Origin of the sequence: Chryseobacterium arthrosphaerae (genome assembly GCF_001684965.1) — a bacterium.
In the GTDB taxonomy this organism is placed as follows: Bacteria; Bacteroidota; Bacteroidia; order Flavobacteriales; family Weeksellaceae; genus Chryseobacterium; species Chryseobacterium arthrosphaerae.
Genome location: NZ_MAYG01000012.1, coordinates 132,064 through 152,378 on the forward strand (window position 1 = coordinate 132,064; position 20,315 = coordinate 152,378).

22 protein-coding genes are annotated in these 20,315 nt (G+C 38.0%); 5 read left to right on the forward strand and 17 right to left on the reverse strand.

Features of this window, described 5'->3' with window-relative positions; all coding sequences use genetic code 11:
* Window positions 1–19: 19 nt before the first annotated feature.
* The 6 genes from BBI00_RS15940 to BBI00_RS15965 form a co-directional block, all read right to left on the reverse strand.
* Window positions 20–874 carry a hypothetical protein gene (locus BBI00_RS15940; RefSeq protein ID WP_065399872.1) on the reverse strand — a complete coding sequence of 285 codons (855 nt, stop codon included), beginning with the start codon at window positions 872–874 and terminating at the stop codon, window positions 20–22.
* A 2-nt stretch (window positions 875–876) separates the two neighbouring features.
* The gene (locus BBI00_RS15945; RefSeq protein ID WP_065399873.1) at window positions 877–1,212 is read right to left on the reverse strand and encodes a hypothetical protein; all 336 of its coding nucleotides are present in this window, start codon (window positions 1,210–1,212) and stop codon (window positions 877–879) included.
* Window positions 1,213–1,260: 48 nt separating this feature from the next.
* Entirely contained in the window at window positions 1,261–1,665 is a 405-nt protein-coding gene (locus tag BBI00_RS15950) for a hypothetical protein (protein WP_065399874.1), read from the reverse strand.
* 2 nt (window positions 1,666–1,667) lie between these two features.
* Window positions 1,668–2,216 carry a 2OG-Fe(II) oxygenase gene (locus tag BBI00_RS15955; RefSeq protein WP_065400396.1) on the reverse strand — a complete coding sequence of 183 codons (549 nt, stop codon included), beginning with the start codon at window positions 2,214–2,216 and terminating at the stop codon, window positions 1,668–1,670.
* A gap of 31 nt (window positions 2,217–2,247) precedes the next feature.
* On the reverse strand, window positions 2,248–2,790 hold the full coding sequence (locus BBI00_RS15960) for an NADAR family protein (RefSeq protein WP_065399875.1): 543 nt from the start codon (window positions 2,788–2,790) through the stop codon (window positions 2,248–2,250).
* Between the two features lie 287 nt (window positions 2,791–3,077).
* Window positions 3,078–3,755 carry an NUDIX hydrolase gene (locus tag BBI00_RS15965; protein WP_065400397.1) on the reverse strand — a complete coding sequence of 226 codons (678 nt, stop codon included), beginning with the start codon at window positions 3,753–3,755 and terminating at the stop codon, window positions 3,078–3,080.
* 141 nt (window positions 3,756–3,896) lie between these two features.
* On the opposite strand from BBI00_RS15965, the gene BBI00_RS15970 reads away from it, so the two are divergent.
* Window positions 3,897–4,541 carry a DUF1579 domain-containing protein gene (locus tag BBI00_RS15970; RefSeq protein ID WP_065399876.1) on the forward strand — a complete coding sequence of 215 codons (645 nt, stop codon included), beginning with the start codon at window positions 3,897–3,899 and terminating at the stop codon, window positions 4,539–4,541.
* A gap of 43 nt (window positions 4,542–4,584) precedes the next feature.
* Here BBI00_RS15970 and lepA read toward each other — a convergent pair whose 3' ends face one another.
* From lepA to BBI00_RS15995, 5 genes are all read right to left on the reverse strand, one after another.
* Window positions 4,585–6,381 (reverse strand): translation elongation factor 4, encoded by a 1,797-nt coding sequence (gene lepA, locus BBI00_RS15975; RefSeq protein WP_065399877.1) that lies wholly within the window; start codon window positions 6,379–6,381, stop codon window positions 4,585–4,587.
* 155 nt (window positions 6,382–6,536) lie between these two features.
* The gene (locus BBI00_RS15980) at window positions 6,537–7,562 is read right to left on the reverse strand and encodes a hypothetical protein (RefSeq protein WP_065399878.1); all 1,026 of its coding nucleotides are present in this window, start codon (window positions 7,560–7,562) and stop codon (window positions 6,537–6,539) included.
* 96 nt (window positions 7,563–7,658) lie between these two features.
* Window positions 7,659–8,171 (reverse strand): hypothetical protein, encoded by a 513-nt coding sequence (locus tag BBI00_RS15985; RefSeq protein WP_065399879.1) that lies wholly within the window; start codon window positions 8,169–8,171, stop codon window positions 7,659–7,661.
* A gap of 8 nt (window positions 8,172–8,179) precedes the next feature.
* Window positions 8,180–8,716: a hypothetical protein gene (locus BBI00_RS15990; protein ID WP_065399880.1), complete on the reverse strand. Its 537-nt coding sequence runs from the start codon at window positions 8,714–8,716 to the stop codon at window positions 8,180–8,182.
* 17 nt (window positions 8,717–8,733) lie between these two features.
* The gene (locus BBI00_RS15995) at window positions 8,734–9,285 is read right to left on the reverse strand and encodes an RNA polymerase sigma factor (protein ID WP_065399881.1); all 552 of its coding nucleotides are present in this window, start codon (window positions 9,283–9,285) and stop codon (window positions 8,734–8,736) included.
* 183 nt (window positions 9,286–9,468) lie between these two features.
* Here BBI00_RS15995 and BBI00_RS16000 point away from each other — a divergent pair, with 183 nt between their 5' ends.
* The 4 genes from BBI00_RS16000 to porW all read left to right on the forward strand — a co-directional run bounded on the left by BBI00_RS16000 (window position 9,469) and on the right by porW (window position 13,985).
* Entirely contained in the window at window positions 9,469–10,221 is a 753-nt protein-coding gene (locus tag BBI00_RS16000; RefSeq protein ID WP_065399882.1) for a Rossmann-like and DUF2520 domain-containing protein, read from the forward strand.
* On the forward strand, window positions 10,211–10,729 hold the full coding sequence (locus BBI00_RS16005) for a KdsC family phosphatase (RefSeq protein WP_065399883.1): 519 nt from the start codon (window positions 10,211–10,213) through the stop codon (window positions 10,727–10,729). Before BBI00_RS16000 ends, BBI00_RS16005 begins: the two co-directional genes overlap by 11 nt.
* A gap of 7 nt (window positions 10,730–10,736) precedes the next feature.
* Window positions 10,737–11,300: a Maf family protein gene (locus BBI00_RS16010; RefSeq protein ID WP_065399884.1), complete on the forward strand. Its 564-nt coding sequence runs from the start codon at window positions 10,737–10,739 to the stop codon at window positions 11,298–11,300.
* A 126-nt stretch (window positions 11,301–11,426) separates the two neighbouring features.
* Window positions 11,427–13,985 carry a type IX secretion system periplasmic lipoprotein PorW/SprE gene (gene porW, locus BBI00_RS16015; RefSeq protein ID WP_228394784.1) on the forward strand — a complete coding sequence of 853 codons (2,559 nt, stop codon included), beginning with the start codon at window positions 11,427–11,429 and terminating at the stop codon, window positions 13,983–13,985.
* A gap of 55 nt (window positions 13,986–14,040) precedes the next feature.
* Here porW and tsaB read toward each other — a convergent pair whose 3' ends face one another.
* The 6 genes from tsaB to rnr form a co-directional block, all read right to left on the reverse strand.
* Window positions 14,041–14,715, reverse strand: coding sequence for a tRNA (adenosine(37)-N6)-threonylcarbamoyltransferase complex dimerization subunit type 1 TsaB (gene tsaB / locus BBI00_RS16020; RefSeq protein ID WP_065399885.1), 675 nt, complete (start codon window positions 14,713–14,715; stop codon window positions 14,041–14,043).
* A gap of 82 nt (window positions 14,716–14,797) precedes the next feature.
* Window positions 14,798–15,547 (reverse strand): SDR family NAD(P)-dependent oxidoreductase, encoded by a 750-nt coding sequence (locus BBI00_RS16025; RefSeq protein WP_065399886.1) that lies wholly within the window; start codon window positions 15,545–15,547, stop codon window positions 14,798–14,800.
* 26 nt (window positions 15,548–15,573) lie between these two features.
* Window positions 15,574–15,945 (reverse strand): YraN family protein, encoded by a 372-nt coding sequence (locus BBI00_RS16030; RefSeq protein WP_065399887.1) that lies wholly within the window; start codon window positions 15,943–15,945, stop codon window positions 15,574–15,576.
* An 18-nt stretch (window positions 15,946–15,963) separates the two neighbouring features.
* Window positions 15,964–16,893, reverse strand: a complete 930-nt coding sequence (locus BBI00_RS16035; protein ID WP_065399888.1) for a S66 peptidase family protein — start codon at window positions 16,891–16,893, stop codon at window positions 15,964–15,966.
* Window positions 16,890–17,576 carry a LysE family translocator gene (locus BBI00_RS16040; protein WP_065400398.1) on the reverse strand — a complete coding sequence of 229 codons (687 nt, stop codon included), beginning with the start codon at window positions 17,574–17,576 and terminating at the stop codon, window positions 16,890–16,892. The genes BBI00_RS16035 and BBI00_RS16040 overlap by 4 nt, the downstream gene beginning before the upstream one ends.
* Window positions 17,577–17,860: 284 nt before the next feature.
* Window positions 17,861–20,011 (reverse strand): ribonuclease R, encoded by a 2,151-nt coding sequence (gene rnr, locus BBI00_RS16045; RefSeq protein ID WP_065400399.1) that lies wholly within the window; start codon window positions 20,009–20,011, stop codon window positions 17,861–17,863.
* Window positions 20,012–20,315: the final 304 nt, after the last annotated feature.

Sequence of the window (20,315 nt, forward strand, 5' to 3'; positions counted from 1 at the left end):
TCTTTACCGCTATTTGATCCTAAAGCATCTGAACATTATCCAGCCCTCTGTTTTCTGATGTTCCGGAGGTTTGATTTCTGAATCTGTCACAGATAATATTTTTAATCACTTCAGGGATCTCCCTGTGGTCTTCTATGGATATACAATTCTGTCCTAATAACTCTTTCCAGCCTTTATCGGCCCTGATCGCCTGATCTGAATGTAAGACACTGATGTGGTAGATCTCATATCTTTTCTTCGCTTCTTCCAGCAGTTCATAATGGGTATAGGTGTGCTGTCCGGTTCCCATAATTTCTCTGATGGCTGAAGCAGGAAGTGTTTTCAGGCAAGGCTCGTCGCCTACGGTAAACAGTAATCCTTTCTGTTTTCTCTTTTCAAAAGCATCGGTTCTTGTATGAAAAGCTGCAAAATACCATGCTAAAAGATAGCTTTCTCCGGCATTTCCACCCCCTCCGGATTCTATATAAGTCCGGGTAAGCCACATATCCAGTTCTTCATCACCGGATTCGAACTGCCCGACCTGTAACGGATACCCGTCGCATTCATGATCCCCGATTCCCAGGAACAGAAGGGCCGGATCCGGAACTCCGCCCTGGATGATTCCTCCCATCAGTTTAGGCAGTCCTTCCCTGATCAGCTCATGGGGAATATGTCCCATGCTTCCCGTCACATCCAGTCCCAGAATAATGGGAACTGAAAAAGGATGAACTTCAGAGTCCCTTGATTCCCTGAAAGCAATACCGTGTGGATTCATCGATTCGTGGGCCCTTCTTTTGGCATTCTGAGTGAAAATCTCACCTGCGGATTTTGTTCCGTAACCTGCTTTACTTGCTCTGCTGTAACGAGCGTCTATATCGTATCTTGTGCTTCCCATAACTAAAGTTTTTTTCCAAATAAATATTCAACCCGTTTTCCGGTTACTTCGAGCTGAATATTCAGATTTCTGATGATTAATGATAATTCCATGTCTTTCTGAACAAATTCTTCGGGATTGAAATCCGCAAAGGTTAAGCTGTTCCTGTCTAACGGACTGATATCGATAAGACCTTCCTGCTCACGCTCCAGCCTTTTGATTTTCAGTTCAATATCTTCAACCCTGCGCCTGTAGATCAATTCTGAATCTGCTCCGATCGTTCTGGCACGGTCTTCTCTGATCTGATCATTATTTCTCTGTAATGATTCAATAAATCTAGGTTTTAATTCATCTTCCATAAGTTTTTATTTTGTGTTATAACTACGCAAAAACAACAGGGCATGATTTTACAGCTTTATTTTCTGCAAGGCAAAGCATTGTTCCATATTCTTCTGCGTTCCGCTTATTCTTTTCTCATCAGAGTTAAAATCAGCGGCTAAATAGTGGGTGCATCTGTCAATAGCGAACTGATCCCTTTCTCTGTCAGAACCGAAGCCACCTTTTATATTCCAGCTTGCGGCCCTGGTATTGAATGTATTCACTGTATATCTCGGTTTTTGTCCTATATGAAGTACGGTTACTTTTTCTGTTTTGTCTTTTAAAAACTCCATCATCAAGGTATCTGTTCCCGAAAAATCACCTATAAAAAATTCACATTCTGAAAGGGCAGTTCCCTGTAAGGGTTCTATGTAAAACTGATGAAATCTTTCCCAAGATATATTTCCATTTCCAAAAACATATATTCTTTTCATATTCAATCTTTTCTGTACATGACATCTGTTCTCAATACGTATTTCAATCCGCTGACAAGGGCTTTTCCCTCATGCCTTAAAGGATGGTAAAAAAGCAGTGCCGTTCCTTTTTCAGGCGTTACGGTAAGCAGGTTTTCAAATTCCGTTTCTCCACCTTCAAAATCATCATTCAGATAGATCATAAAGGTGTAAAAGCTCTTTTCTTTTTCATTCCGGATGTAGCTTCCGTCTCTGTGCATTTTAAACTGCTGTCCCGGAGCATATCTGTAAACCCTGAGCATTTCATTAAAATTCAGAATATTATAGCCATCCTGCTCCTGGGGCAAAAATTCTGCAGCTCTTTTAAAAAGACCTTCAGCAATGTTTTCATCAAACATCATCAGTCTGTCATTATTTCTGATTCCTTTATTCATCAGCTGTCTTCCATAAACGCTGATCTTTGCCTCTTCGAACTGCTGTTCCTCCGACCGGTGTATGTACTGATCACATTCTTCGTGGTTCAGGAAATCTTTGATCAGAAATATCTGTGAGTGTAATTCTTTCTTTTCCATGATTTTTATTTTGTGTTTGATTATTGTGTTTTTACCCTTCCAATTCATCCCGAACTTCCATCAAGGCAAACCCTAAAAGATTTTCTCCATTCCATAACAGTGGATTTTCTGCTCTACGGTCTGTTTCCAGCATTCCGATTCCCCAGATTTTATCATAAGGACTGGCTTCAACCAAGATCTTTTTCCCAGTAGATAACAGGAATTTCCTGATTTTTTGATTTTGTGAGAATTTTAAAAGGTTTCCTTTTTTTACCATCTCATATTTATGTTCATCCCAAAGCTGAGCATCAAAATTTTTTACTTTCCTTCCCAGACTCTTTGCCTGATTTGGGGTCTTTGCCTGCAGAATTTCCTCTGCTATTTCGTAATCATTAAATAATCTGGCTTTTTCTGCCATCATATAATGTTCTGCGGTTTTATACAAAACTCCGTCTTCTTCAAATTTCGACGGATACCACTGGCTGAAACACGCTTTAGTAATCTCGTCCTTTACAGTGTGCCCCCAGAAAAAAAGAAATTTTAGCTTTTCCTTCTTTTGAAAACGGTCTGTGATATTCTGTAAGGTGTATTTCATTATTGCGTTATTTTTACACAAATTTAAAGGAATTCAGTTTTATTCACCAAATTTATTTGTGTTAATTTTACGCTAATAAATATAGCAAACTGATTATCAGCACTAAAATTTAATTACCCGAAATATTACAAATGACAGTATTTATTATGTTTTGGCTAAAGCCGTCGGAATGTTGGGATAAAAAAAACGGACTAAAGTCCGTTTCTATTGAATATATTCTGTGCTATTTTTTACTGTAATTCTTTACATCATAAATTCACCGACAAGTTTGTAGTTTTGTCTAAACACTATTTGATTTCAAAATAAAATCCCTGTTCTTCCAGTTCTTTGTATTTTTCCTGATTGAAAGTAAAGAGTTTTCCAGGCCTGCCGCTGCCTTCTTTTTTAACGTTATTGGTTTCATTAAGCAATCCGTAGCTCATGATCTTTTTGCGGAAATTTCTGCGGTCTATTTCCTGCCCAACAATGGTTTTATAAAGATTTTCAAGGTCTGAAAAAGGGAATTCTTCATTGAGAAGGTTGAAGCCGATCGGCTGGTATTGAATTTTGGTACGAAGTCTTTTTAATGCAATGTCAATAATATTTTTGTGATCAAAGGCTACTGCTGGAAGACTGTTAACACTGAACCATTGGGCATCATCAGCATCCGAATCTGCAAACAGCTCATGGTATGATGGGTTTACAAGGCCCAGATAGGCTACAGAAACCACTCTGTTTCTCGGATCACGGCCTACGTTACCAAATGTGTAGAGTTGTTCCAGAAAATCCGGCTTTATGCCCGCTTCTTCGTACAGTTCTCTTTTTACAGCATCGTCAAGATTTTCATCATCCAGAACCAGCCCTCCAGGGAGCGCCCAACCGCCTTTAAAGGGCTCAATATTCCTTTTAATTAAAAGAATCTGCAGGTCTTTTTTGTCAAAATATCCGAAAATGACTGCATCTACCGCTACTTTGATATCCTGTATTTTTTTTGGAGACTCCATAAATTGATTTGCGTTATGAATACGCAAAGTTACAATTTATCCTCACAATAAAAAAAATTTTAAACATAATAAAAGTTTATAACTTTATGTTTATTAATATAATCAACTTAAAATTAAATATTTATGAAAAATTTATTAGTAATTATTTCTCTCCCTTTTATATTTATAGCGTGTGAGAAAGGAAAAACAACAGCTGCCAATTCTTCTGATAAAAAGGACTCTGCTGCAGCAAATACCGAATGGAAACCTGTAGATTCAGCAACCGCTATGAAAGCCTGGATGGAATACTCAACTCCTGGAGAAATGCAGAAAATGCTGGCAAAATCTGATGGAACCTGGACAGGAGAAACCACCATGTGGATGGAGGATGGAGGCAAGCCAATGATGAGCAAATCTGAAGCGATCAATAAAATGATGTATGGCGGACGCTATCAGATCAGTAATCATAAAGGAAGCTTTATGGGGATGCCCTTTGAAGGGATGAGCATTGTAGGATATGACAATTCAAAAAAGAAATTTGTCAGTACCTGGATAGATAATATGGGAACTGGAATAATGCATGGAGAAGGAGATTGGAATCCTTCAACAAAGTCGGTTGAATTTAAAGGAAAAATGACTGATCCTTCAAGACCGGGAAAGGATTGTGATTTCAGAGAGGTTTTCACATTTGTTGATGATAATACTCAAAAAATGGAAATGTACGGGGCTGATTCCAAGACAGGAAAAGAGTATAAAACAATGGAAATAAATTTCACCCGTAAAAAATAGATCATAAAAAAACCGCTTCGATTGAAGCGGTTTCTGTTTTATTTTAATCATTAAGCTTTAATACAGCCATGAACGCAGACTGCGGTACTTCTACCCTTCCGATCTGCTTCATTTTCTTCTTACCTTCTTTCTGTTTTTCCAACAGCTTACGTTTTCTGGAAATATCTCCTCCGTAACATTTTGCGGTAACGTCTTTTCTCAGGGCCTTAATTGTTTCCCTTGCGATAACTTTCGTTCCCAAAGCTGCCTGAACTGCAATATCAAACTGCTGTCTCGGGATCAGCTCACGAAGCTTCTCACACATCTTTTTACCGATATGATAAGCGTTACTGTCGTGAATCAGGGATGAAAGGGCATCTACCATATCCCCATTGATCAGGATATCCATTTTCACAAGCTTGGAGGCTCTGAATCCGATCGGATGATAGTCGAATGATGCATATCCTTTAGAAATAGATTTCAGCCTGTCGTAGAAGTCAAAAACAACTTCTGCCAATGGCATGTTAAATACCAGTTCCACCCTCTCTGAAGTTAAATAACTCTGATTAACGATCTCTCCTCTCTTTTCGATACAAAGCGTCATTACAGGTCCTACGAAATCAGATTTTGTAATGATAGAAGCTTTAATGAACGGTTCTTCCACCCTGTCCATAATAGACGGATCCATCATTTCAGAAGGGTTATTGATCAGGATCGGAACTTCAGGTTCTTTTTTGGAGTAACCAAAATAAGATACGTTCGGTACTGTAGTGATCACGTTCATATTGAACTCTCTGTCAAGACGTTCCTGAACGATTTCCATGTGAAGCATTCCCAGGAATCCGCAACGGAACCCGAAACCAAGAGCTGCTGAACTTTCCGGTTCAAAAACCAGCGAAGCATCATTCAGTCTTAATTTTTCAAGTGAGAATCTGAGTTCTTCAAAATCCTCAGAATCAATTGGATAAATCCCTGCAAATACCATTGGTTTTACCTCTTCAAAACCATCAATTGGTGCTGCAGCCGGCTTATCAAAAGAAGTGATCGTATCTCCTACCTTTACTTCACGGGCATCTTTAATCCCCGAAACCAGATATCCTACGTCTCCACAATGGATGGTCTTTTTCGGAACCTGCTTAAGTTTCAGTGTACCTACTTCATCAGCCCCATATTCTTTTCCTGTTGCAAAGAACTTAATCTTTTCATTCTTTGTAATGCTTCCGTTTACTACTTTAAAGTAAGCTTCAATTCCTCTGAAAGGGTTGTAAACAGAATCGAAGATCAATGCCTGAAGTGGCCCGTCAGGATCTCCTTCCGGTGCAGGAATTCTTTCTACGATCTGCTCCAGCAGGTTATGAACCCCTTCACCTGTTTTACCTGACACTCTTAATACATCTTCATATTCGCATCCGATAAGGTTCATGATCTCATCGGTTACTTCTTCAGGGTTGGCAGACGGAAGGTCAATCTTATTCAGAATAGGAATGATCGTCAAATCATTTTCCAATGCCAGATACAGGTTACTGATCGTCTGTGCCTGGATACTCTGAGCTGCATCTACAATAAGAAGGGCTCCTTCACAGGCTGCGATAGAACGGGAAACTTCGTAAGAGAAGTCAACGTGTCCCGGTGTATCGATCAGGTTTAAAATATATTTTTCGCCTTTATACTCATAATCCATCTGGATAGCGTGAGATTTAATAGTAATCCCGCGTTCTTTCTCCAAATCCATATCATCAAGCGTCTGAGACTGTAATTCTCTTTGGGTAACGGTATTGGTATACTCCAGAAGACGGTCTGCCAGGGTACTTTTACCATGGTCGATATGAGCGATTATGCAAAAATTTCGTATGTTTTTCATTTAAGAATCTTGTAATTTGCAAAGATAAGAAATTGCAAGTGAATTCATCACACATAATTTTAAGACATAAATTAAGTTATCATTTTGCTTATAACATAAAAAGCTCTTTTGATTATTTATTTTACCAATGGAATAAAAAAACGGAAATTATCTTCTTACTTTGATTTACCAAAATTTTCTGGCAAAACATACTCCCCTGTAAGTCTATCAATTCCTACTCTAGAATACTTTGCATTCTGTTTACGAGCTTTTGAAGTGGCACCATCAATTACAGCACCCACTATACCACCTACAATACCGAAAGAAACCGCTCCTGCAATAGTCATTGTATTATTTTGTGGAAAGAGTTCTTCTTCTGACGCTATTATAAAGAATCCATCATTATCTTTTTCAATTTCAATAAAACTTACTGGTGTTTTTTTATAGGCAATTCCATTATCGACAACTGCAAAAACTTCTCTGTTTAAGTTGTCATAATCATCGACTCTTTTAACACCTTTAATTACGCCGTCTTTATTTTTTCTTACCGTAAGCTCCTTATTTGGTTTTTGCTCCGCAAAGGATCTATAATCATTATAAACACCATCTGTAAAAGATTCTGATCTAAAAATCAGCAGCTTTTCAGATATTACCTGTTCATAATTTTCCATATCATTCTCAGAAACTGGAATATTCAATTCTTTTATATCATAAGAATCCTTTATAATATTAGAAAATTCTGCTGATATATTGGTAGCTATAGCTCTTGTAATATATGCATGATCTTTCTGTTGATAATCTTTTGAAATTTTATTTTTTTTAAGAAAATAAAATTGATTGTTTTTTTTAAGAAAAGTAGCTAACTGCATCTCCAAATGTCCCTTAACTGATCTTTCTATTGGTATATCTTTAACTTTTAAATATTCCAGTATAAGAAAATATTGATTATTTCCACGCTCTTTATTATATTCTATAAACCAATCTGAAATTAATTTATTCAGATCATCCTTTTCAAATTTTACTTCATAAGGAGTTTTTCTATGAGATACAATTCCTATAAATTTATCTTCTCTTCTGTCAAGTAAAGTAAGAGATTCAGCAGCATGATTTTTATCTTTTATATTTTTTCTTAGTTCTATAAATTGATACTTTTGAGCAGAAATAAATATGGGGAACAGCAAAAATAATAATCTTTTTTTCATATTTGTTTTTTCACAAAATTAAAAATTCTGACAAAAAATCAAACGGCTCTCACAAAAAAATCTGTGAGAGCCGTCCAACATTAAAAAAATAAACTATTATGGGTTTTGTTTAGGTCCTTGAGTATTATTATAGTTTCCGTGGGGTTTTCTTTCATTCATTTTATCTCTCATCATTCCTTCGGACTGAAACAGTTTCAAAACTTTCTGGCAGGGAATCACCTGTTGCATTTTATCTGCATATTTTTTCCTGTTATCCAATAGTTTCTGCCCTACATCGAAGCTTTGCTGCAATTTGGCTTTTGCTTCGTCATCAGACAGGGTTTCAGGATCAAAGCTTGGATCAAACTGGCTTTTGATCTGCTTCTGGCTGTCCAGGTATTCGTTATAGAGCTGTGTAAACTCAGCTTTATCCCCCGGATCTACATTCAGGTTATCCATAATCATATTGTTCCTGAATTTTTTCAGCAGCTCTTTTCTTTCTTCGGGAGAAAGGTTATTGATGACTTCCTTTCTTTGTTTAGGATCCATCTTTTTCCAGTCATAATCCGTCCTTTGGGCATTTAAGCCAAAACCATAAATAATCAAAAATGCTAATAATATCTTTTTCATCTTCTTACTTAATTGTATAAATCCAAATAAACGTCCTGAGTTGAGTTACTTGCTAATTCTGCGATTTCAGAATTAGAAAATGAGTCCAAATATTCATTCATCCGGGTTTCTTCTTTTTTTGAAGCAGCTTTCACCGGTTGAGGTGTTTCTGCTGTTTTTTCATTTACATTTTCGCTTTTATAGGCGTAGGTAGTATTATTTTTCTGATTTCCAATTGTTTGATTATTATTTTCAACAGAAGTTAAATCAGATTGTAAAGTTTCATAAGCGAGTTCACTTTCTGTTTTTGGTTCTCCTTTGGCATATACTCCTTTTGTATTCATTGTTTCGTCAGCAGAATCATTACCGGAATTGAAAACATAAGTTGCTCCAAAGATCAACGCCAGTGATGCTGCCGCTGCATACATCCAGTTCAGCTTAAAGACAGGTGCTTTTTTACTTGTCTTTATATCATTCATAACGTTCTCCTGAATATTTTCAAACAAACGGTCAGGTACTGTGTAAATGTTTTTACGCTCCAGTTTTTCTATGTCGAACTCTTTCATCTTTGTTGTATCAAAAATTATCTTTCGTAATTTTCTTTAATATAATCTTCAATTTTTTGTTTGGCATAATGATAATTGGTCTTTAATGTTCCTACGGACATATCTACGATTTTGGATATCTCTTCGTAAGGTAAATCATCATAATACCGCATCATAAATACCAGTTTCTGCTTTTCAGGCAGGCTTTGTATGGCATTCTGCAGCAAGATCTGAATTTCTTCCGCATCTCCTTCGGTGTTATCAGCTATAAGATTCTGCATATGATACTCAGGATCTTCATCAGTCTTCTGCATTTTCTTCAGTTTGTTTACCTGCTGCAGGGCTTCGTTGGTAGCAATTCTGTACAGCCAGGTATACAGCTGGCTATCATTTTTGAACTGATGAAAATTCTGATAAGCTTTAATAAAAGTCTCCTGCAAAGTATCCTGGGCAAGATCTCCGTCTACAATAATTCTTCTTATATGCCAGTACAATCTGCTTTGATAGGCATCCATCAAGGCCCGGACACCTTTATCCTGGGTCCGTGGATTCTGCATCAACGAAATAATTTCCGCGTCCTTAATCTTCATAAGATGCCTTTCATTGTTTTGGATTACAAAAATAGCTGAAAGTTAAATTAATTTTCCAATTTTCAATCCAAATATTTAAAATAATATGAGACAGTTACGCAATAAACGTGCCTGGATTGGAGTTCCGGGCTTCTGTCCCGTTATTCCCTTCCCGGATCAGCTTAAAAATCTTATATTTGTTAGATGCAAATTGTAATCATCGGTTCCGGAAATGTTGCCTATCACATGGCAAAAGCTTTCACACTGAAAGGCATTTCCATTGCCCAGATTTTTGGCAGGAACGAAAAAGAACTGAGTAAAATTTCGGAAGAATTAAACGTACCCTACTCCACCGGATCGCTCAAAGACGCAGATCTTTATATCATCTGTGTAAGTGATAATGCCGTGGAAGATGTTTCAAAAATCATCACAGGGAAAGATTGTCTTGTGGCCCATACCTCAGGCTCTCTGCCAAAGGAAATTTTATCGGGTTTATACAGGAAGGCCAGCTTCTACCCTTTGCAGACCTTTTCAAGATCCAAAGAACTTGAGTACGAAAAAATTCCGTTTTTCATTGAAGCTGAAAATGAAGCTGACAAGGAAATACTCTTTGACCTTGCTTCCCGGGTCTCTCAAAATGTCATGGAAAGCAGTCATGAAAAGAGAAAATATATTCATCTGACAGCAGTTTTCGCCTGCAATTTTGTGAATCATCTTTTTTCTAGGGCTAAGGAAATCTCGGATTCCCAGGAGATCCCGTTCCACTATTTCTTACCTCTGATTGATGAGACCGTTCAGAAAATTCATGAAATTGAACCTAAAAAAGCCCAGACCGGTCCTGCTGTAAGAAATGATCTGAGGATACTGGAATTGCATGAGCAGTTAATAAAAGACGAAGAAAGTCTTGAAATTTATAAAACAATGAATCATTCTATTCAGAAAATGTATGAGCTATAAAGAGAAATTAAAAGATATTAAGGCATTTGTATTTGATGTTGACGGTGTTTTTACAGATGGAAGCGTTTATCTTCTTCCGGGCGGAAATATGTGCAGGGTCATGAATGTGCTTGACGGCTATGCAGTAGTTAAAGCTTTAAAAAACAATTATTTAATAGGAGTGATCACCGGAGGAAATGATGAAATGGTAAAACACAGAATCAATTACCTCGGTATTCAGGATTATTACCCGAAGTCTCACAATAAAATTGAGGATTTTGAGGATTTTAAAAAGAAGCACAATCTTAAAAATGAAGAAATTCTGACGATGGGTGATGATCTTCCGGATATTCATATTCTGGAACGCTCAGCGATTGCTGCGTGCCCGGAAAATGCTGTTCCTGAAGTAAAAGGAGTCTCCCATTATATTTCTACTAAAAAAGGAGGAAGCGGTGCTGTACGTGACGTTATCGAACAGGTGATGAAAGTACAGGGGAACTGGCATGATGATAATACCCAATCTGTATAATTCTACTATGAAATTACTTTTAGCATCACAATCTCCGAGAAGAAAAGAACTGCTTACCAGTCTTGGTTTTGACTTTGAAGTGGTAAAAATAGACTGCGAGGAAATTCTTCCGGAACATATCAAAATAGAAGAGGCTGCAGCTTATTTATCTGAACTGAAGGCTGATACATTCAGAAGCCTTGTTTCAGATGAAGTTTTACTGACTGCGGATACAGTGGTGGCCATTGATCATCAGATCCTCGGAAAACCAAGAGATGAGGAAGATGCCTTCAGTATGCTTCAGAGCCTCTCGGGAAAAACGCATCAGGTTTACACGGGGATTACCATCAGAACAGCTGATCAGATCTTTACAGAAACGGATGTGGCAGATGTGACCCTCGCTCCTCTCTCCGATGATGAAATACAGTATTATATTCAAAACTATAAGCCTTTTGATAAAGCAGGAAGCTATGGTATTCAGGAATGGCTTGGAATGGCCAAAATTACAGATATGAAGGGAAGTTACTATACCATTATGGGGCTTCCTACCCATCTTGTTTATAAAATTCTGAAGGAAATCTCCGTGATTTAAAAAATGATCGAGCTTCCTGATGTTTATAAAGAAGAAATAAATATTATTCATTATAAAATTTTATTATTTTTACAAAATGATCAAACTGCTGATAATAAAAAGCAGATTAGCGAGTTATATTGAATAATGAAAAAGAATATATTATTCCTTTTAGTAATATGCCTTGTTGCTTCCTGTGCTACCAAAACCAAAAAGCCGGAGCAGCGGTCCAAGCTATTGAAAGGATTTTCCACATATTACAATACGCTTTTTAACGCCAAAGATGCGTTAAACAGTGAATTTACGACAAGGGATAAAGGACATAAAGATAATTTTTATGCTCCCTATATTCCTATTCTTACCTATGAAGAACAGCCGCTGGGAAGTGACCTGGGGCAGACCGAAGCTTTTGCCGAAAATTCTATGAAAATGGCAGAAGTGGCCAACCAGGCTCCCGGAAGAGGTAATTCCGGAGTGCCCAATATGCCGGGCGGCCCGGGCAGCAATGCAGAGGGTCCGAATGGGCAGTCTAAAGGGGCGACAACCCTGGAAATTGCAGAAGCAAAAGCCCTGAAAGCAATTAATAAATATTCTGTAACCCGAAACGGCGAAGAAAAGAACAAACAGATTTTTGATGCCTATATGATCCTTGTTCAGTCAAGAATTTATCGTGGAAAACCTTTGGAAGCACTGGATGCACTCAATTACGTTTTCACCCACATGAAAGATGATAAAAGGATCGCCCTGGCAAGAATATATCAGGGTCTGGCTTATGACAAAGTCAAAGATTATCACAGGGCGCATGAAACATATGCCAAACTGAAAGGGGAGAAGATTGATAAAACCTATGCTAAACTGCTGAGTATTTATTATGCTGAATCTCTTCTGGATGCAGGAAAAAAGGAAGATGCCGCCAAAGAACTTGATATCGCTTATGACCTGAACAGCAACAGAAAACTTAAGAGCAGAATTGCTTATCTGAGAGGGCAGGTGCTGGAAAATCTGGGACAGAATGATAAGGCAAGGGAAAGCTATACGGCAGCATACAAATATTCCAATGATTTTGAATTTGAAGTAAAATCCCAGATCGCCATTGCCAAGACATTCAATGGTAAAGGAGATTATAACGGGGCAAAAAATTATCTGGAAGGAATCAGTAAGAAAGGAACTTACGGATCCAGAAAGAACGAATTTTATTATGCACTGGGCTTAATGGCCAATAAGGCAGGAAAAAAAGACGAAGCACAGCAGTTCTTCAGAAAATCCTTGTTTGAAAAAGTTTCTGATCCTCAGATCCGTGGTCTTGCCTATTATGAAATAGGAAAAAGCTATCTTGAAAGGAATGATTACATCGGGGCAGGAAGTTATTATGATTCCGCTCTTGCAGTGATGACCTATGAGCCTTCAAAAATTTTACTTAAAGATCAGTCTGCATACATCAAAAAGATCTCTAAAAATTACTATCTGATCAAAAAGAACGACAGTATTCTTTCTCTGGCAAAAATGGATACCAACCAGAGAACAGAGTTTTTCTCTAAACATATTGCGAAACTGAAAGCTAAAGAAGAGAAAGAAGAACAGGAGAGAAGGCGTGCAGAAAGAAATAAAGGCTTTGATACCGGTGACTACAGTGCCAACTCTGTTTTTGCCAACAGTTCCAATTCTTTTGAAGATTTTGGAGTTACTACCAAAGGTTTTTACTTCAGCAATACAGGAACGGTAAGCAAAGGAACCTCTTCATTTAAGCAGATCTGGGGCGACAGGGCACTTGCTGATAACTGGCGTTATTCCAAGAAAATGGCCACGATTGAGGATATGAAGAATGAAGCATTAGGAGTGACTTCCGCACCTAATCCGAGACGTTTTGAACCGGCTTACTATATAGAACAGATCCCGACAGATCAGGGCAAACTGGGCCAACTGAAGAAGGATAGGGATACGGCTTCCTTGGGACTTGGGATCATGTATCAGAATTACTTTACGAACACACCGCTGGCTACAAAGACTTTGTATGACCTCATCGATGTGAAACCGGAAGAAAAAGTAATGCTTCAGGCGTTATATGAGATTTTTGCCATGAATTATGAGAAAAATCCACAAGCCTCCGAAAGGGCAAAACAGATACTTCTCACCGATTATCCTTATACTTCCTATGCTGAATTTGCCAGAAATCCTAAAAATAAATCTTTTGTAAAATCAACGGAAGAAGTTGAAAATGAATACAAAAGAGCCTATGCTTTATTTGAATCTGAAAAGTTTACGGAAAGTAAGGATATCATTGATCAGACCATTCAGAAATTCCCGAAGGATGCACTGGTTCCCAAGCTATATCTCTTAAATGCTTTCAATTCCGGAAAATCGAGTGGGAAAGAAGTAATGATACTACAGCTTGAACAGATCGCCCTAAATTATTCTAAAACTCCGGAAGGTGTAAGAGCAAAGGAAATGCTGAATTACCTGAAAAGTGATCTGAGCTTCCAGGCCACAGATAACAAAGGAAATCCAGTTTCGCAACAGCCTCAACAACCCGCGGTGCGGCAACCGGGACAACATGTACAGCAGCCTGTAGGAATACCTAACCAGCCACAGAATGCGGGACCACCAGAAAAACAGTTCGAGACTGTGATACCCGAGCAAAGCGGCCAGCAACAGCAAAAATTGAAAAAGAACGCTGCCGATAAAAAGTCAGTGCAAAATGCACAGTAAAAATAAAAAAAGCGAAGAATGAATCTTCGCTTTTTTGTGTTTTATAATCAGAATCCTATGATTTATCTTTCTTTACGCCGTGGAAATCTTTGAGATAAAACGGTTCGAAATAAGCCATATCCTCAAATTCTTTCTTTTCAATTTTTTCCAGTGTCTTTTTGATCAGGTATTGTGCAGAAGGGTAGACATCGTCTTTGAAAACGGCATCAGGAAGCTGTAGAATATCTTTTGCTTTCTTAGCCCCGTCTCCTACAAAAATGATTTTTTTATCCCTGTATTCTTCAAATGAAGTCTCATCCAGAATCTTAGCCTCGGTACCGGACAGTTCTTCTCCCGTATTACCATCATAAACGGCCGTATAAACCTCCATTCTCCTTGCATCGATCAAAGGTACTATCAAATCATAGTTATTGCCTAAAAAAGGCTCTATCATACTTTCAAGAGAATTGATGGCAATGAAGGGAACCTTCAACCCATAACAGAATCCTTTTGCGGAGGCTGCACCGATTCTTAATCCCGTATAGGATCCCGGCCCTTTTCCCAAAGAAACAGCTTCGATATCCTTAAGTGATATTCCCGCACCTTCCAATGCCCATTCCACATAGGTATGAAGACTTTCAGACTGCTTATAGTTTTCAGAGACTTCTTCACAAAGGCAAAGCAGTTTTTCGTTGTCAGATACTGCTACCGAACAATTTTTAGAAGAGGTTTCAAGATATAGAATTTTCATTTTTTTGTTTTAAGCTAAACTGTGAAATTACGAAACGTACAATCACTACAATATGCTGCAAATTTAAGCCTTTATTTTGAGACTATTTTTTATGAATTGTTCTCGGTTCCGACTGCGCACTTGGATAAATGGTCATATCAGAAACCGTAACATGTTTCGGGGCATTGATGCAATAGGCGATCGCATCTGCAATATCTTCTGCTTTCAACGGTTCGTATCCTGCATATACGTTGGCTGCTCTTTCGCTGTCTCCTTTGAACCTTACCATAGAAAAGTCGGTCTCTACAGCTCCCGGCTGGATGTTGGTCACTTTGATTCCAAATTCGGTAAGCTCAAGTCTCATTCCCTCGGAAATCACGTCTACCGCTTTTTTAGTAGCACAATAAACCACTCCATTGGCATAGGTCTGTCTTGCTGCTACAGAACTGATATTGATTATATGACCTGAATTTTTAGTTTTCATGCCCGGAATAATTTCTTTAGAAACATACAGAAGGCCTTTCACATTACCGTCTATCATAGAATCCCAGTCACCGGTCTTCCCATCAGAAAGAGGGTCTAATCCGTGAGCGTTACCAGCATTATTGATCAGAACGTCAATATCTTTCCAGTTTTCAGGCAGAGCACTGATAGCAGCTTCCACTTCATCGAGATTCCTTACATCAAACTTTAAACTAAATATTTCGGTATATTGGGACAGTTCCGATTTTACGGCTTCAAGTACTTCATTTCTTCTTCCGCAGATGATTATCCTGTTCCCTTGTTTTGCCAGAAGCTCTGCAGTGGATTTTCCTATTCCGGAAGTTGCTCCGGTGATCAATATTGTCTTCATAAAATTATATTTTTAAAAATAACAGATCAGTTGGCATCCCATGCCTGAAAAGCATCAGGTATATGCTCAATAGTCAGTTGTCTTTTTTCATCAGGAAGGACGGTAATAATGTCAAATCTCACCTCATTTCCTTTATTAAATTCTTCAAGATAGTGATTGGCTGCCGACACAATAGACCTGATTTTAGTTTTGGTCACAGCTTCCTGGGGCAGCATAAAAGCATCTGTAGATCTTGCTTTTACTTCAACAATGATCACCAGATTATCTTTTTCAGCTATAATATCAATTTCCGCCTTCTGAAAACGGAAGTTTCTGACCAGAATTTTATAGCCGTTCTTCTGAAGATGACCGGCGGCCAGATCTTCTGCTATTTTTCCAAAGTCGTTATGATCAGCCATATCTTTTAATGAGAGTTATCAGAACGCTATCTTTACTTTAGATTCTGACTTTACCTTTACATTCCCGCCAATAATAAGAGGCCGGTTGTCTCTGATGTGTCCATTCGGGAAACCGAATACCACGGGAAATTTATATTTTGAAATTCTTTCTGAGATCAGTTTGTAAGCAAATCCGTCAAAGCTGGCTTCATAGTCTTTATTATCTTTTTCATCGCCCATATTGGTCATTCCTCCTACAATAAGTCCTTTGATCTTATTGAAAACACCAGCAAGCTCAAGGCTCATGATCATACGGTCCAGCGCATAGAAGTTTTCCCCGATATCTTCAATGAATAAAATTTTATCTTTAAAATCAAAAGAATACCGGGTTCCCAGAAGGGCATAGATAAGGGCTAAATTACCTCCTACCAGTTCTCCTTCAATATTCCCTGTTTTATTCAATGGATGAGTTTTTAAGCTGTATTGTGGAGTTTTTCCTTTTAGAATATCAAAGATCAGCTCATAGCTTTCATCTGTAACCCCAAAGCTTGATGTTTTGATGGTCTGCCCATGAATGGAAGCGAAGCCTTTTTTCAACAGATAACTTTGTATCACCGTATTATCTGAATATCCTATGTACCATTTCGGATTTTCTGTAAAACCTTTCAGTTTCAGATGCTGGATCAGGTGCTGACATCCGTAGCCACCTCTGGAAGCCCATATCGCACCGATCTCTTTATCATTTAAAGCCCAGTTGATATCTTTTATTCTTTCCTTTTCTGTTCCGGCATAATTATACCCGTTGGAAAACTTTGTGTAAAGGTGTTCGCCTAAAACCGGCTTATATCCTTTACTTTTAATTAATGCTATCCCCTTTTCAAGCTGAGCGGCATCTACCGCTCCGGCAGGAGAAATAACAGCTATTTTCGCCCCTTTTTTCAGCGGCTTCGGAAAGATCATTTTTTTCATTTTGTTTTTTGGTATTTAACTTCTTTTTTCTCTGCTTCCTCCAGTTGTTTTTCAAACTGATTGAATTTTTTAAAACTCTGCAGGAAGATAAAGAAACTGAAAATAATAAGAATCACACCTACCACTCTTCTGATCTGATTGGCCAGTTTCTGGGTAAGCTTATCGTGGAATTGTTTGGCAAGGAATATTTTGGCAAGATCAATACAAAGGTAAGTACCGATCACAATGCCTATGTATAAAATAAAACTGCTGGTGTCCGGATATTGATTCCTTACGGAAATTACCGTTACCAGCCAGAAAAGGATGACTCCTACATTTAAAAGATTAAAGAAAAAACCATTAAAAAAGGTCTTAATATAATTTTGACTGATGATCTTTTCTTCACCGGGCATATGCATTTTGGTCTTGGTGACCAGCATTACAATTCCGTAGATAAAAATCAGAATCGAGGTGATCCTGTAGAATCCGGGGTGTTTATCAATCAAAGTAACAATATCTGCACTGGCATAATAGGCTGCCACAATACACAGCAAATCTGCAGTAATAACTCCCAGGTCCAATGATAAGGCATGCCTTGGCCCTCTGGAAAAACTGGTTTCAATCAACAGGAAAAATATAGGTCCTATAAAAACCAGACTCAACATGAATCCTAAAATGATGGCAGATAGTACTAGTTCAAGCATTAAGTGGTATTTTAAAATGGAAAAAAATTCCATTCCGTTTCATACAAAGTTATACTTTATGATTTAATTATTCAATAAAGATGTGATATATCAAGTTTATTTTACTTCCTGTTGGGAATGAATTTTTAGAAAGGAAGCCGGAAGAAAGGAAGAGGGAAGTACCGGAAGCCTTAGCAGATCTGTAATCTCATTTTATGATTTTCGGAAGGTTGACAAAAACAAAAGAGATTGTTCCGTTTTGGAACAACCTCTTTACACTGATATATTTTTAACTGCTGATATTATTAAACAATCTTGAAGTCCAATTGTTTCTGGATCAGATTGGCTTTCACCACCTTGATCTGCACCTGATCTCCCAGCTGATATTTATTTCCGTGTCTCACGCCGTATACAGCATGTGTTTTTGCATCGTACATGTATGAATCGTCTACAAGATCTCTTAATTTGATCAGACCTTCAGCTCCGTTTTCAGGAATTTCTACCCAGAATCCGAATTCGGCAACTCCGGAAATCACTCCGGTGAACGTTTCACCAAGATGTTTTTCCATAAATTTCACCTGCATGTACTTGATAGAATCTCTTTCTGCATCAGCTGCCAGTCTTTCCATCGCACTGCAGTGTTTCGCTTTTTCCTCCAGCTCCTGTCTGCTTGGAGATTTCCCGCCATCCAGATAGTGCTGAAGAAGACGGTGTGCGATCAAATCCGGGTAACGACGGATAGGAGAGGTAAAGTGGGTATAATACTCAAATCCCAAACCGTAGTGACCAATAGGCTCTGTAGAATATACAGCCTTGCTCATACTTCTCATCGCCAGCGTTTCAATCATATTTTCTTCTCCTTTTCCTTTCACATCATGCAAAAGTTTGTTCAGAGACTCTGCAACTTTTTTGGTATTGGCCAGGTTCATTTTATATCCGAAAGTTGCTACAAAATCTCTCAGTGATTCCAGCTTTGCAGGATCCGGATCATCGTGAACCCTATAAATAAAGGTATTATTGGTAATCTCACCTTTTCTGGATAAAGATACAAACTCCGATACCTTTTTATTGGCCAAAAGCATGAACTCTTCAATCAGGTGATTAGAGTCTTTACTGATTTTAAAATAAACTCCAACCGGTTCATTATTTTCATCAAGATTGAATCTTACTTCACTTCTGTCAAACGTGATCGCTCCTTTTCTGATACGTTCATTACGCATGATCTTTGCCAGTCTGTCCAGAACATTGATTTCTTCAGCCAGATCTCCTTCACCCGTTTCAATACGCTCCTGAGCTTCTTCATAGGTAAATCTTCTGTCTGAATGAATCACTGTTCTTCCGAACCACTGTTTCTGAATTTCGGCCTGATCATTCAGTTCAAAAACTGCTGAGAATGTATATTTATCCTCATTCGGACGAAGGGAACACACATCATTACTCAATACTTCCGGCAGCATCGGAACTACCCTGTCTACCAAATACACTGAGGTTGCTCTCTGATACGCTTCGTCATCCAGAATCGTTCCCGGAACCACATAATGAGATACATCGGCAATATGAACTCCGATCTCCCAGTTTCCGTTTTCTAATTTTCTTATGGATAAGGCATCATCAAAGTCTTTTGCATCTTTGGGGTCAATGGTAAATGTGCAGATATTACGCATATCCCAACGTTTTGCCACTTCTTCATCTGTAATGCTTCTGTCGATTTTGTCAGCATCCAGTTCCACTTCCTGTGGAAACTCATAAGGAAGACCATATTCTGCAAGGATAGAGTGGATCTCTGTTTCATGTTCTCCCGGAGCACCCAGTACCTGGATAATTTCTCCTTCAGGATTTTTATCCCCCGGTTTCCATTCGGTCATCTTTACAATAACCTTATCTCCATCTTCGGCATTATTGAATTTATTCTTCGGAATAAAAATATCAGTATTGATTGATTTTTTATCACAAACTACAAACCCGAAATCTTTGTGGGCAACCTTCTGAAAAGTTCCTACAAATTCTGTTCTTGTTCTTTCCAAAACTTCCAAAACCGAGCCTTCCAGTTTCTTTCCTTTATAATGATAAGTTATAATAAGAACCTTATCTCCCTGCAAGGCATCTTTCACATTTTTGGAGTGAATGAAGATATCGTCTTCCATTCCTTCCACATTCACATACGCATTTCCGCTCTGGTTGAAATCTATAATTCCGGTAAGTGTTCCTGCAATTTTCAGGTTCACGATATACTTTCCTCTTTCCACTTCTTTGATCTTTTCAGACCCCTGAAGTTTGTGCAGTGCCTGAATCACAAGTTCTCTTTGTCTCGGATTTTTGTAATCTATTCCATCAGCGATCTGTTTATAGTTATAGATCTTTGATGCATTGGCATTCATGAAACGTAGGATGAGTCTTCCGATCTCCATCAGTTTCAAATCATTTTTATGACTTATATATTTTCTTTTTTTTGGCATTTTAATTTTCTTTTTAATTCGTTTTAGCTTCTTTCCAAATTCAGAAGCTCTTCTTTTTATCAGCATCACATTTAAATATAAATATGATCTTCTTTTTTTAATCTATCAATTTTCCTTCCAATCTTTTTATGATTTTTTTTAAACGCAACTTTCATAATACGCCCATCATCAAACTCATTTTCCATTGGTGAAAAGTAAAAATACTCCATATTTTCAAACTCACCACTATAGAAAATAAGATAGTTTTACCAGAAGCAAAAATTATATTGTTCAATAGCTGGGTCAGCTTTATATTTTCAATACC